The following is a 13,246-nucleotide window of genomic DNA, read 5'->3' as shown; positions in this document are numbered from 1 at the left end:
TAGATATTTCAAAAGACTTGAGCTCAATCTTTTAATTAGGAGACCAAATCATGGCAATCACAGCAGCAGACATCCGTCGTGATGTCAAAGAGAAGGACATTAAATTTTTGCGTTTGATGTTCACTGATATCCTCGGAACACTCAAAAACGTAGAAGTTCCAGCCACAGATGAACAGTTGGATAAATTATTTGAAAACAAAATGATGTTTGATGGTTCATCAATCGAAGGTTTTGTTCGTATTAACGAATCAGATATGTATCTTTACCCAGACCTTGATACTTGGATTGTCTTTCCTTGGGGTGATGAATACGGTAAAGTTGCAGGAGTTATCTGTGATGTTTACACTCCAGAAGGGGAACCATTTGCAGGGGATCCACGTGGTGTGCTGAAACGTAATCTGAAATCTATGGAAAAGCTTGGATTTAAGAGCTTTAACCTTGGACCAGAACCAGAATTTTTCCTTTTCAAGCTGAATGAAAATGCTGAACCAACACTTGAAGTCAACGATAAAGGTGGCTATTTTGACCTCGCTCCAACTGACCTTGCTGGCAATACACGTCGCGAAATTGTCAACGTATTGACAGACCTTGGTTTTGAAGTAGAGGCTTCTCACCACGAAGTTGCGATTGGTCAGCACGAGATTGACTTCAAATATGCAAATGCTTTGAAAGCTTGCGACAATATTCAAATCTTCAAACTCGTTGTTAAAACAATTGCTCGTAAACATGGTTTACACGCAACCTTTATGGCTAAACCTGTTCATGGAATCAATGGCTCTGGTATGCATTGTAATATGTCATTGTTTACAGAAGATGGTAAAAATGCTTTTGCAGACCCAACAGGTGATATGGGACTTTCTGCAACGGCTAACAGTTTTATTGCTGGTCTTTTGAAGCATGCATACAACTTTACAGCAATTGCAAATCCAACTGTAAACAGTTATAAACGCCTTGTTCCTGGTTATGAAGCTCCTGTATATGTTGCTTGGGCTGGTCGTAACCGCTCACCTCTAATTCGTGTTCCTGCATCACGTGGAATGTCAACTCGTGTAGAACTTCGTTCAGTTGACCCAACAGCGAATCCATATTTGGTTCTCTCTGTTCTTCTTGCTTCAGGACTTGATGGAGTTGAAAACAAAATGGAAGCTCCAGAAGCGATTGAGTCAAATATTTATGTGATGACTGAAGAAGAACGTAAAGCACATGGGATTACTGACTTGCCTTCAACTTTACACAATGCGGTTAAAGCATTGCGTGAAGATGATGTAGTTACAGAAGCATTGGGTGAACACGTACTTGTTAATTTTGTTGAAGCTAAACGTATTGAGTGGGCAAGCTACGCACAATTCGTTTCACAATGGGAAATTGATAATTATTTGGAACTTTATTAAGAAAATAAAAAAAGCACATCATTTGATGTGCTTTTTGTGTTTAAGGAAGTTCGCAAATTTCAAGGACTCGAAAGGCTGACTTTCCATCTTCTGAAATAATGAAATCTTTGTGGTCAGCAGAGTAGTTAATTGCATCTTGAAGATTAGCAAATTCAAGGATGACTGATTTGTGAACAGCACCAACGTAATTGCTTTCTTCGTGTTCTTCATAAGAACTGATTCCTTTAAATTGGAATTTCATATATTGTCCTCTTTCCCATTTTAGACTATTATAGCAAAGAATACATGAAGTGCAAAGGGAAAAGGAATATTATTTTATCTGAATTTGACTTTGTATTTTCACAAAATGGAGGCTTATTTTTTGAAAAATTCACAAACTCAGTGTAAACTGGAGGTATGCTAGATTGACTGTAAATTGATTTTTATGGTTGTTTTATCATGAGATTGAGAAGTTGATGGTATTCGTTGCTGATTTCTGCAATAAATTAGCGATAATATTTCAAAAATTGGGAAAGGAATACAGGTTCTTTAGTTTTAGGATGATGTAGCAATGGAACGTAGTTTACAAAAATTGTGATATTTTGCTAGAAAACTAAAGGGTTGTGCACAAAGATAATGGAACTCAATGATTTAAAAGATTCACTCAAAACTTTAAAATATGGTGAAATTGCTGTCGTTGCAATGATTGACCGTGGTGCTTATGCTGAAGCTGAAGATGCGATAGTTGAGGATGTAACGGATGGAGTCACTGGCGGTTCAAAGATGGACACTAGCATTTTTAAAACTTTAGCGGCGGATATCAAAAGTGAAGAAGAAGATTTAACGGTTGTACGTCGTTCAGATATTGATATAGCTATGACTCAGGATGACTTTGATTGGTTTATTAATCAGATGAGTGCCAAAAAGCATATCGTCTTTTTGGAATGTTTATATCTTGGAACAACAGAGATTAAAGGCTTTTTGAATAGTTTGAAGTCAAAAAAACTACTGGATAATAGTAAATTGGTTTTACTTGACCTTCCACAATTGGAATATATGATGTTAAAAGATAGCTTGGCTGGTCAATTTAATTTGTAAAAAAACAGACTGATGATACTCTATCAGTCTGTTTTTTTGTTTTCTTTAAGAAAATCTTGTTGATAGGCGCGAGAATTTTTCATAATATCTTGATAGGTATTTACAATCGTGGAGCGATATTCGGGGTTTTGCACTTTTTGTGCAATACGGTCAAGAACAAGCTGTTCACGTGAAAGATCAACAACTTCAATCTTTTGGATTTTCTTGGTTTTAGCAATATCAAGTACAAGATTCATACGCTGTTCAAGAAGTTGAGTAATTTGTTCGTCTATTTGGTCAATTTCACATCTGAGGTCTTTTAAGTTCATGTTCTTTATTATACCAAGATGTGAGTATGATTTGCAAGAAATGATGAAAAATGCCATTTGGCTCTTTGTGCTTCAGCACATAGCTTCGCAGGACCATTGGCAAGCAGCAACGCCAAATGACAATCCAATGGACAGCGTAGTGCTGAAAGCACGGAGATATATTCTTAAAGGAGTAGGGAGGATTATGTTTATAGGTAATTTGTGGTCAGTTCAATTAAGGTTTTCAGATGTGAAGAAGAAAATATAATCTAAAAATTGTTCTTGAAAAATGATATAATTGATTCATATCTTTATGAAGAGGGTTATCATGAATAAACAAGAAAAAATAGATGGTTATGAAATGCTGAATTTACAGCTAAAAGGACTCTTGAGTGAGCAGAATTATACGATTTCAAATTTAGCAAATGCGAGCAGTTTATTATGGGATTTTTTGCCAAATCAAGTTTATACGGGGTTTTATCTTTATAATGGTGAAAAACTAATTTTGGGACCTTTTCAAGGTTCGGTTTCTTGTGTTGAAATTACAATGGGTAAAGGTGTTTGTGGTGAGTCTGCCGAGAAATGTGAAACAATGATTGTTGATGATGTGAAAAAACATAAAAATTACATTTCTTGTGATGGGCGGGCGATGTCAGAAATTGTTGTACCACTTGTTAAAAGCGGAAAAGTTGTAGGTGTGCTTGATTTAGATAGCTCAGAAGTCGGTTTTTATGATGAGATTGATGAGAAGTATTTGGAAGAATTTGCAGAAATTTTATGTGAAATGACAGATTTTAAATTTTTCGAAGTTGCTTAATTGAAAGGACGAACGATGAGTGAAATTGTTGATAAATTTATTGCTGACAGATTTGGAATTACTGACGGAAACTCTGGACAACCAGTAAATCCAGGAAATATTGGTGATACTAGAGAGTTTGCTCGTGAATTGGGATATTTTTTGTATCAGTTACACAGGCTACCTGCTGGTGAAGAAAATAGCGCTCCAAGCTTTGAAAATAATTTTGCTGGTTCCGATTTGTCTTTTTTTGAGTCAGAGTTTTCGATGCTTTTGAAACAATATCAAAAAATTGTGCCTGCTGATTTGCTTCAGGAAAAATTTGAACGTGCAGCTAATAAACCTTGGGGCAAAGACTTAGTCTGGGTATTAGGAGATTTTGTTCCTCAAAATTTGCGTGTTACTAATGGAAAACTTGTTGATGTTGTCAGTGCTGACAGGGCTGTGATAGGTGACCCAGCTTGTGATTTAGCGGTAGCTTGGGCAATTTTTGATGAAAAAGCGCGTAAAATATTTTTCAGTGCAGCGGAAGCTGATGCTGCAACGATTGAACGTGCGAGAATTTTTGCACTTTGTTGGGCGTTAAAAAACTATCAGTCAGAAGATATTGACGCACTTATCCAATCTCGTGATGCAACAACAGAGATTCTCAAAGATTTTAATTATAGTGAGCAACAGGATTTATATTAGAAATAAAGGTTAATCATGGCTTATCAAGCTTTATATAGAAAATATCGCTCGCAGCGCTTTGATGGAATGGTTGGGCAAGAAGTGGTAACAACCACATTGAAAAATGCTATTGTCAATCATCAGATTTCTCATGCTTATCTTTTTAGTGGACCGCGCGGAACGGGGAAAACTTCAGCTGCAAAAATATTTGCTAAGGCAATTAACTGCCCCAATCAAGTGGACGGAGAACCTTGTAATCAATGCTTTATTTGTGAGTCAATCACAAAAGGAACGCTAGAAGATGTCATTGAGCTTGATGCTGCATCAAATAATGGGGTAGATGAAATTCGTGAGATTCGCGACAAATCGACATATGCTGCTTCTACTGCGACTTACAAAGTTTATATCATTGATGAAGTTCATATGCTCTCAACAGGGGCTTTTAATGCACTTTTGAAGACATTGGAAGAGCCTACGGAAAATGTTGTCTTTATTCTTGCAACAACAGAGTTGCAGAAAATTCCAGCAACGATTATTTCTCGTGTTCAGCGTTTTGCTTTCAAGGCGATTACGACAAGTGATATTAGAACTCATTTAGCTGAAATCTTGTCTGATGAACAAGTTGAGTTTGCACCTGAAGCATTGGATGTCATTGCTAAATCAGCCGAGGGCGGAATGCGTGATGCACTTTCGTTACTGGACCAAGCTCTGTCATTTTCTGAAGGCACTTTACAAGAGAAAGATGCACTGTTGGTAACAGGTTCTATTGCCAATGAGGCGCTTGTCAGCTATATTCAGGCTTTGTCAGTTAATGACGAAAATAAGGCTTTGGAGCAATTGGATTATGTTTTTTCTGAAGGAAAAAATATGTTGCGCTTCACCGAGGATTTATTAGCTCATTTTCGAGATATGTTGTTAGACAAGTCTGTCAGTACTGACAGAAGTCGAATTTTTGCATGGATTGATATTGCTATAGAGAGTTTAAAGACGATTAAAGAAACAACGCAGACCAAAATCGCAGCAGATGTGATGACAATGCGTTTGTCAGAAGTTGGAAAAAATCTGTCAGTACTGACAGAATCTCAAGAAATATCTGAAGATTCGTCAACTCACTTTGAACAAGAAATTCAAGCGTTAAAATCTGAGATTGCAGAGTTGAAAAGCCAGATTTCTAATCAAAATAATACAACACAATCAAGCACACTGACAGAAACCAAAAAAACAGTCAAAAATTCGTCAGTAAATAAAAATCATATTAATAAAGATTTAGTCTATAAAGCGCTATCTGAAGCAACAAATGATGCTAGAAAATCAGTCTTGTCAGCTTGGCCAGAACTTGTTGCAAGTATTGGGAAGCCAGCTGAACGAGCGCTGCTCAACAATACTGCACCAGTTGCAGCCTCTGAAAATTTTGTAGTTGTTACATTTCCGCACAGTAATCTTGCGAAGCGCGTGACAGAAAATGATGATTTACAACTGACTTGTGGTAATCTGCTAAGTTCAATTACGGGTTTCTCACCAGAAATTATTGCATTAGCGGAAAGTGATTGGCAGTCTATTCGGGCAGAATACGTCGCAAATCTTAAAGCTGAAAAACCTCAAGAAAGTCAACCAGAAGAGCCAGAACATGAAGATGAGGGTCTTGCAATGGCAAAAGAACTTTTTGGAGAAAAAGTTGTTGAAATTAATGATTAAAATCAGTGTAAACAAAAGTAATAAAAGCGCAATATTATATTGCGCTTTTATTTTGGGAATGTTATAATAGTAATAGATGAAAGAAAGCGCTATCGCTTAAATAATATAAAAGTAAAAAACGAGGTACTGATGCAGTAAAAAAGGAGTCTAAAATGCAAGCGAAACTTGGCGAAGTTACAGTTGAAGCATGGCAAATTTCCCTTACTGATGTTAAAACACAACCCAATTGGGTAAAAATAGCATTTGAGAAAAGGAAAATATTTTGGAATGACAGTGATAACTTGAATACAGGTCTAACGTTAATGCCAGGTTTCAAAAAACTATCACGCACTTATAAAAATAAAACTCCTCATCTCTATCTCGTTATATCTGATGCATTTCTAAACCAAAAAGGCTTTTCTGGAGATTATCTCATAAAAAAGGATGAAAGCTGCTATAAGGTCGTAGAGTGTAAAAATTTTGAGAAAGAATATAAGATATAGGGAGAGGAAAAGTGATGCAAGCGAAATTAGGGAATACTATCATTGATTTTTGGAAAATCAGTACAGACAAACCTCAAAATGAACAATGGGTCATTGAAGCGTTTAAGAGAGAGCAACTCTCGTGGAGTGGTCAACTTGTTATGGATATTGCGGAAAAACGTAAGTTGGAGAAACAAGGAATGATAAAAAATACTCTAACAACGCACACAAGTATTGGTGATGAGTTAGAGAGCTTGGACTGGATTGGACTCTATATCTCACCTAATAAAATGAAGAATGCCTATGCTGATGTGATTTATCTTGTTGTAAACCAAGTTCGGATTCCAGCATTTGGCAAGATAGGAGAATACCTTGTAAAAGCCCCAGATGGCGCGCTGGAGGTCTACTCAGAGAAAAAATTCCAACGGGATTTGAAAGTTATAGAAAAATAAAAACCGCAACAGGCGGTTTTTTGTATTAATCTTTATGACGACTCAAATCTACATCCTTGAGCGGGATAAGTTTCGTCTTATTTTTAATCTTATATCCGAGATAAAGGGCAATGAAGAGAGGGATTGCAGCATACATAATGACACCTTGTATCCATGATTTGCCAAAAAGTAACATAGGGTCTTGACCTAAAGTTACTAAAATAGTCATAATCAAAGCCAAAATAGGACCGAATGGGAAAAGTTTAGCAAGATAAGGGAGTTTTTTGACCTCTTTACCCTGTGCAACATAAGCACGACGGAAACGGAAATGACTAATGGCAATCCCAATCCAAGCAATAAAACCAGTTAAACCAGAAGCTGATACAAGGAAAGTGAAAAAGCTAACACCATAAATCGAAGTCAAGAAAGTCAGAAGTGCGATTGCAGTTGTAGAAAGTAAAGCGATAAAAGGGATACCATTTTTAGACGTTTTTGAGAAAATCTTTGGAGCCCCACCATCTTTAGCAAGAGAATAAAGCATCCGAGTAGAAGCATACATTCCAGAGTTTGCCGCCGAGATGACAGAAGTCAAAACCACAGCGTTCATAACACTAGCAGCGATAGATAATCCTACGCGTTGGAAGACAATGGTGAACGGACTTTGAGCAGCAGAATCACCTCCGACTAAGTGAGGGTCAGTGAATGGAATAATCGCAGCCATCACAAAAATGGATAGGATATAGAAAATAAGAATACGCCAGAAGATAGAATTCATAGCTTTTGGGATAGATTTATCTGGGTTTTCGGTTTCCCCAGCAGTAATACCAAGTAACTCTGTTCCTTGAAATGAGAAACCAGCAACTAAAAGTACACCAAGTATTCCTCCACCAGTAGTGAAACTTCCTAGACCACCCACGAACCCATGATTACCAACGGACAGATTTTTTGCTACATCAATATGCCCGCCCATGATTCCAAAAATAGACAAGAAACCAACAATCAAGAAAATGATGACAACCGTGATTTTAATAGCGGATAACCAATATTCAGTTTCACCAAAGGTTTTAACAGATAATGCATTAATCGAAAAAACAATAACAAGGGCAATCAATGAAAAGACCCAGCTTGGTACATTTGGTAGCCAAAACTTCATACAAAGTGCGACGGCAGTCAAATCAACGGCAACAGTAATTGCCCAGTTTAACCAGTAGTTCCATCCAAGTGCAAAACCAAATGCGGGGTCAACATAACGTGTTCCATAATCAGAAAAAGACCCAGAAGTTGGCAAATAAGTTGCCATTTCTCCAAGGGACGTCATGAGAAAATAGACCATCAATCCAATCAGTACATAAGCTGTTAAAGCTCCAAATGGTCCAGCCGTGTGAATAACGTCACCAGAGGTTAAAAACAAACCTGTACCAATAGTTCCCCAAGAGCAATCATTGAGATATGACGAGATTTTAAACCACGCTTAACTTGGGTTTCAGTGTTTAAAGAATTTTCCAAAACTCTCTCCTAAAAATTTTATTCTATGGTTTAGTTTAGCAAAGAGAAGCTAATTTTCTGCTAATGTTGCAACTAGAATTACCTCAAAAAGTAGATTAATAAACCAATGACAGTCCATGCCAAGCAAATATCAAAGCAGGACTATTATACATCTGAGTTTGCTTGTTTTCAATAGTAACATCGTTTGATAAACCAATGAAAACAAGAAAAAAGCAATCTACAAAAGAGATTGCTAAACGTACGAAAAATTTTTAAAATTTCTTGAACGAATAGCCCCCGCCGTGTCTATGTCATGGCGACAGTCTAGTGAGTGTTTCCCACTAGCCCAAGATTTTTGATGAGCGTCAAAAATCTTTCGGCGACTTCTCCTTATTTATGCGTCTTAGCTGTGCTCCAGCTCGGCATAAACTCATATCAGTCGCGACCTCTATCGATGTGTTATACAAAATGATAACTTTTTTTTATTGTGATGTCAAGGGCAAAACAAAAAGTGGCGAGGTGAGTTAAGTTTTTAAGTTTATTGGTTTTGATTTTATGATATACTTATGGAGTAAAACTCATCTTGCCTTTTACAATGAATGAGTTTGTAGTAGGACGAAAGCAGAGTGGAGTGTGCTTATCTTGTCGCTTTATTATGGAGCAGACAATCCTCTGCTAAGTAAAAAATGAACAGTAAGTTTGTGAAGCTGAATAAGGATACACGCTCGTATCACAGATATGAGTTTGCCCATCCCAAAAATCTAGTTGCTAAAATGGCAACTTTGTGTTTGTTTTTGGCAGAGCTATAAAGTATAGTTGGGAAAAAACAGCTTCATAGACTATTTTACTGAAAACTTCTAGGAGAACCAAATATGGACTTTATTCGTGCGATTATTTTAGGGATTATTGAGGGAATTACTGAATGGTTGCCTATTTCATCAACAGGTCATTTGATTATTGCTGAGGAATTTATTCGACTGAATCAATCCGCTGCATTTAAGGAAATGTTTGATGTAGTCATTCAACTTGGAGCGATTTTATCCGTTGTTGTTTTGTACTTTCATAAATTGAACCCTTTCAATAAGCTAAACCCTAAAGATAAGCAAAAAACACCGCGTGAAATACAATTGACCTGGCGTTTATGGTTGAAAGTTTTGATTGCTGCACTGCCTGCTGCGATTATTGGGTTACCTCTTAATGATTGGTTAGATGCACATTTTTATCACTTTGTACCTGTAGCTTTTATGTTAATCATTTATGGGATTGCTTTCATTGTTATCGAGCGTCAATGGGTACCTCATCATGAATTTAGTGTGTTTAATATTGACCGTCTTCCTTATCGATTTGCCTTATATATCGGGCTGTTTCAAGTTTTATCTCTTTTGCCTGGGACATCGCGGTCAGGAGCAACAATCGTTGGGGCACTGCTGATTGGAGTAAGCCGTGAAGTAGCCGCTGAGTTCACGTTTTTCTTAGGAATTCCAGTTATGTTTGGGGCCAGTCTTGTTAAAATCTTTCATTTTTTCAAGAATGGAAATTCGTTAAATCTTGAACAATTCAGCGTCTTACTATTGGCCTGTTTAGTCGCATTTGGTGTTTCAATGCTGGCGATTAAGTTCTTGATGAACTATGTTAAGAAACATGATTTCACATTCTTTGGGAAATATAGGATTGTACTAGGTGCAGTATTGCTCGTCTATGCTGCTGTTAAAGCTATTGTTGGATAATCTCTCTCTTGATTAGGGAAATTTTATCTTGTCAAATCAAAAAAAATTTGCTATAATAACCTTCTGTGGGAAAAAATCCACAACTTACGCAGGACTCAACCTGCGTCATTAGTCCAAAAGGAGGAAAAATCAATGACTAAATACGAAATTCTTTACATTATTCGTCCAAACATTGATGAAGAAGCAAAGGCTGCCCTTGTTGAACGTTTCGATGCTATCTTGACTGACAACGGTGCTGTGAATCTTGAGTCTAAAGACTGGGAAAAACGCAAACTCGCTTACGAAATCAATGATTTCCGCGAAGGTTTGTACCACATCGCAACTTTTGAAGCTGAAACAACTTCAGAAGCTTTGAGCGAATTTGACCGTCTTGCTAAGATCAATCTTGACATTCTTCGTCATATGATTGTTAAAGTTGAAGCTTAATTGGCTTTATAGGAGAAGTTCATCATGATTAATAATGTTGTATTAGTAGGACGCATTACCCGCGATCCTGAACTTCGTTATACCCCACAAAATCAGGCTGTTGCTACTTTTTCATTGGCGGTTAACCGCCAATTTAAAAATGCTAATGGTGAGCGTGAAGCCGATTTTATTAATTGCGTCATTTGGCGTCAACAAGCTGAAAACTTGGCGAATTGGGCTAAAAAAGGAGCTTTGATCGGTATTACTGGTCGTATCCAAACGCGTAATTATGAAAATCAACAGGGTCAACGTGTTTACGTGACTGAGGTTGTGGCTGATAATTTCCAGATGTTGGAAAGTCGTTCTGCTCGTGAAGGTATGGGTGGTGGAGCAGCTACTGGTTCATACTCTGCACCAAGTCAGTCTGCAAATAATTCACGTCCTCAAACGAACAATAATACAACACCGAATTTTGGTCGTGATGCTGACCCATTTGGTAGCTCGCCGATGGAAATTTCGGATGATGATCTTCCATTCTAATACAATGGATTTGCTCTAGGCAACCATCTTGAAACTTTAACAGGACATTAAAAAATAATATAAGGAGAAATAAAATGGCACAACAACGTCGTGGCGGCTTCAAACGCCGTAAAAAAGTTGACTTCATCGCTGCTAATAAAATCGAAGTCGTTGACTACAAAGATACAGAACTTTTGAAACGTTTTATCTCAGAACGTGGAAAAATCTTGCCACGTCGCGTGACTGGTACATCAGCTAAAAACCAACGTAAAGTGGTTACAGCAATCAAACGCGCGCGCGTAATGGCTTTGCTTCCATTCGTAGCTTCTGACGAAAACTAAAAAATATAAAAGATTGTCTAAGACAATCTTTTTTTCTTTTGTTAGTTCTAACTTACTGGCTTTGTTCTTTACTTCTTTAGCAAACAGACAGAAACTGATACCAACTTTCTGGGATATGATAATCTTTGAGATTGTAGGACAGTTTTTTTGTCAGTGAATTTATGATAAAATGGACAAATGGTTGAATTGACGATTGGAGCATTACTCTTAGCTCTGCTGCTTTATGGAATTTTTATAGAGCCTCACCTGATGAAAGTGAGACATGTAGAAATTGGTCAGCAACAGGGTGTAAAAGTTGCTCATTTTACAGATACACATTTTACTTGGCACACAACGCCTCAACGTTTTAAAAAGTTTGCAAGAAATATGGAAAGTGAAAATCCAGACGTCATTGTTTTTTCTGGAGATTTATTTGATAAGGTTCTTTGGGCAAAGCGTCAGAATTGGGATGAATTAATTCTAATGTTGTCATCACTGACGGCGCCATTAGGTAAGTTCGCGGTGCTTGGGAATCACGATTTTGATGATAAAAATTCTTCGGTTTTTGTTGAAGAAATATTGGAAAAATCAGGTTTTACGATTTTAAAAAATTCGTCAGTACTGACGAAAAAACTGTCAGTGTCTGGTGTTGATGATTGGCGAGAAGGAAAACCAGATTTTGAACTTTTACCAGCGATGGAGGCATTTTCGGTACTTGTGGTTCACGAGCCAGATACGATTTTAGATATGAAGACATTGAATCATTTTGATTTGGTTTTATCTGGGCATAGTCATGGTGGGCAGATTCGTTTGGGAAATTGGCGCTTGCGAAATAAAGGTTCGAGTTGTGCAGATAGCGGAATGTATCAGCTCAATGATAAGACAAAGCTGTATGTGAATTGTGGTATCGGTCTGACTTTTTTGCCGATTCGTTTCGGTGTTCCGCCAGAAATCGTGTATTATGAATTATAAAAATTCTGTCAGTATGCTGACAGAATTTTTTTAATGACAAATAAGATTGGTCAGTGATTTATTTGCTTACATCTCTCTGGCGGTCATGATTGTTTCGCGTCCCATATTGTCAACAGCGCGATATTCGCGAGGCCAAGCAGCATCAAAAGGGTAATCAAAATCAATGACTACAACAGTCGGGCTGTTGTCTTGAGAAAAGCGAATAGAAAGCAAATTATGAGAATTAACTAAATCAAAGTTAATCACAGGTTCCATGGGAAAAACGCCTTTGAGGTGGTGGTCAATAATGTACCAAAAAGCATCAATAACTTCTCCGGGAATAGACGCAACGGTATCAAAACTAGCATAGCGACGTCGAGTGTTGGAAAATGCCATGAATTCACATCCTTTCTTTGAAATATACACCTCATCAGTAACGTTTTTGTCAATTTCTCCATGAGATGAGGTGTACTATAGCTAAATCATTGTAAAGAATATCAATGATTTACGGTGCTTCGCGCCAGCCTAGTGTAAAAGCGCACCAGAATAGACTGCGAAACGGTCTGCATTCGTTAAAACATTTGCTTAGAAGCAGGGTCCCTAAGAGCAAAAGGCAAACGAATTGCAGAATGACCAATGAAGTCAAGGTTTATTAGTGAGAGTTTCGTAAAATATTTGTCTGTTTTCTCAAGCCGCTATCTTCGCTGCGCTACGTTGCCCGTTTGATTGCCATTTGGCGTTGTCTCTATTCTTGTCACTTTAGTGACTTAGAGATAGAGGACAAATGTTCATCGGCACTTTAGTGTCTTACAGCCAATGCCTTTTGCTCTTGGGGCTTTAAGCCCCTAAGCAAACGGACAAATGTCCTAGGGTCATGCGAAGCTAGCTGCTAAAACAGCAAGAGCAAAAGGCAAAGCGACTGATAAAAGGGCAACTCACCACTGAATTTAGGGTACAACCTCACATCTTCGATATGAGGTCACACCTCCGCTTCGCTTCGTTATCCATTCGCTCTAATCAACTAAAGTTGCA

At 37.6% G+C, this 13,246-nt stretch carries 16 protein-coding genes, 1 pseudogene and 1 riboswitch; of the genes and pseudogenes, 13 read left to right on the top strand and 4 right to left on the bottom strand.

Annotated features, from left to right (window positions below; translation table 11 throughout):
- The first annotated feature begins 50 nt into the window (after positions 1 to 50).
- Positions 51 to 1,391, top strand: a complete 1,341-nt coding sequence (gene glnA / locus FLP15_RS01725) for a type I glutamate--ammonia ligase (RefSeq protein ID WP_142765763.1) — start codon at positions 51 to 53, stop codon at positions 1,389 to 1,391.
- Positions 1,392 to 1,431: 40 nt separating this feature from the next.
- Here the strand turns inward: glnA and FLP15_RS01720 are convergent, their stop codons facing one another.
- Positions 1,432 to 1,632, bottom strand: coding sequence for a hypothetical protein (locus FLP15_RS01720; RefSeq protein WP_120772659.1), 201 nt, complete (start codon positions 1,630 to 1,632; stop codon positions 1,432 to 1,434).
- Positions 1,633 to 2,006: 374 nt separating this feature from the next.
- Here FLP15_RS01720 and FLP15_RS01715 point away from each other — a divergent pair, with 374 nt between their 5' ends.
- Positions 2,007 to 2,468, top strand: a complete 462-nt coding sequence (locus tag FLP15_RS01715; RefSeq protein WP_142765762.1) for a hypothetical protein — start codon at positions 2,007 to 2,009, stop codon at positions 2,466 to 2,468.
- Between the two features lie 23 nt (positions 2,469 to 2,491).
- Here the strand turns inward: FLP15_RS01715 and FLP15_RS01710 are convergent, their stop codons facing one another.
- Positions 2,492 to 2,776 carry a chorismate mutase gene (locus FLP15_RS01710; protein WP_142765761.1) on the bottom strand — a complete coding sequence of 95 codons (285 nt, stop codon included), beginning with the start codon at positions 2,774 to 2,776 and terminating at the stop codon, positions 2,492 to 2,494.
- Between FLP15_RS01710 and FLP15_RS12910 the strand changes: the two genes are divergently transcribed.
- The 6 genes from FLP15_RS12910 (at position 2,775) to FLP15_RS01680 (ending at position 6,828) form a co-directional block, all read left to right on the top strand.
- The gene (locus tag FLP15_RS12910; RefSeq protein WP_142765760.1) at positions 2,775 to 3,023 is read left to right on the top strand and encodes a hypothetical protein; all 249 of its coding nucleotides are present in this window, start codon (positions 2,775 to 2,777) and stop codon (positions 3,021 to 3,023) included. The two genes, FLP15_RS01710 and FLP15_RS12910, sit on opposite strands and share 2 nt — an antisense overlap.
- A gap of 60 nt (positions 3,024 to 3,083) precedes the next feature.
- The gene (locus tag FLP15_RS01700) at positions 3,084 to 3,572 is read left to right on the top strand and encodes a GAF domain-containing protein (RefSeq protein WP_142765759.1); all 489 of its coding nucleotides are present in this window, start codon (positions 3,084 to 3,086) and stop codon (positions 3,570 to 3,572) included.
- 15 nt (positions 3,573 to 3,587) lie between these two features.
- Entirely contained in the window at positions 3,588 to 4,241 is a 654-nt protein-coding gene (locus FLP15_RS01695) for a phosphotransferase (RefSeq protein ID WP_142765758.1), read from the top strand.
- Between the two features lie 15 nt (positions 4,242 to 4,256).
- Positions 4,257 to 5,915 carry a DNA polymerase III subunit gamma/tau gene (gene dnaX / locus FLP15_RS01690; protein ID WP_142765757.1) on the top strand — a complete coding sequence of 553 codons (1,659 nt, stop codon included), beginning with the start codon at positions 4,257 to 4,259 and terminating at the stop codon, positions 5,913 to 5,915.
- Positions 5,916 to 6,067: 152 nt separating this feature from the next.
- Positions 6,068 to 6,397, top strand: a complete 330-nt coding sequence (locus FLP15_RS01685) for a hypothetical protein (protein ID WP_142765756.1) — start codon at positions 6,068 to 6,070, stop codon at positions 6,395 to 6,397.
- 14 nt (positions 6,398 to 6,411) lie between these two features.
- Positions 6,412 to 6,828: a hypothetical protein gene (locus FLP15_RS01680; RefSeq protein WP_142765755.1), complete on the top strand. Its 417-nt coding sequence runs from the start codon at positions 6,412 to 6,414 to the stop codon at positions 6,826 to 6,828.
- Positions 6,829 to 6,853: 25 nt separating this feature from the next.
- Here the strand turns inward: FLP15_RS01680 and FLP15_RS01675 are convergent.
- A pseudogene (locus FLP15_RS01675) lies at positions 6,854 to 8,313 on the bottom strand (amino acid permease).
- Between the two features lie 262 nt (positions 8,314 to 8,575).
- Positions 8,576 to 8,751, bottom strand: a riboswitch (Lysine riboswitch).
- Positions 8,752 to 9,164: 413 nt separating this feature from the next.
- Here FLP15_RS01675 and FLP15_RS01670 point away from each other — a divergent pair.
- The 5 genes from FLP15_RS01670 to FLP15_RS01650 all read left to right on the top strand — a co-directional run bounded on the left by FLP15_RS01670 (position 9,165) and on the right by FLP15_RS01650 (position 12,235).
- On the top strand, positions 9,165 to 10,019 hold the full coding sequence (locus FLP15_RS01670) for an undecaprenyl-diphosphate phosphatase (RefSeq protein WP_142765754.1): 855 nt from the start codon (positions 9,165 to 9,167) through the stop codon (positions 10,017 to 10,019).
- Between the two features lie 132 nt (positions 10,020 to 10,151).
- Complete coding sequence (gene rpsF / locus FLP15_RS01665) at positions 10,152 to 10,445, top strand: 30S ribosomal protein S6 (RefSeq protein ID WP_142765753.1); 294 nt, start codon at positions 10,152 to 10,154, stop codon at positions 10,443 to 10,445.
- Between the two features lie 24 nt (positions 10,446 to 10,469).
- A complete protein-coding gene (locus tag FLP15_RS01660; protein WP_142765752.1) occupies positions 10,470 to 10,964 on the top strand; it encodes a single-stranded DNA-binding protein in 495 nt (164 codons plus the stop codon).
- 74 nt (positions 10,965 to 11,038) lie between these two features.
- Positions 11,039 to 11,284 carry a 30S ribosomal protein S18 gene (rpsR, locus tag FLP15_RS01655; protein ID WP_075525977.1) on the top strand — a complete coding sequence of 82 codons (246 nt, stop codon included), beginning with the start codon at positions 11,039 to 11,041 and terminating at the stop codon, positions 11,282 to 11,284.
- Between the two features lie 177 nt (positions 11,285 to 11,461).
- Positions 11,462 to 12,235, top strand: a complete 774-nt coding sequence (locus FLP15_RS01650; RefSeq protein ID WP_142765751.1) for a metallophosphoesterase — start codon at positions 11,462 to 11,464, stop codon at positions 12,233 to 12,235.
- A 66-nt stretch (positions 12,236 to 12,301) separates the two neighbouring features.
- Here FLP15_RS01650 and FLP15_RS01645 read toward each other — a convergent pair whose 3' ends face one another.
- Positions 12,302 to 12,610, bottom strand: coding sequence for a DUF960 domain-containing protein (locus FLP15_RS01645; protein ID WP_120772647.1), 309 nt, complete (start codon positions 12,608 to 12,610; stop codon positions 12,302 to 12,304).
- Positions 12,611 to 13,246: the final 636 nt, after the last annotated feature.

Origin of the sequence: Lactococcus protaetiae (assembly GCF_006965445.1) — a bacterium.
Taxonomy (GTDB): Bacteria; Bacillota; Bacilli; order Lactobacillales; family Streptococcaceae; genus Lactococcus; species Lactococcus protaetiae.
This window is presented reverse-complemented; position numbering and strand designations above follow the sequence as displayed.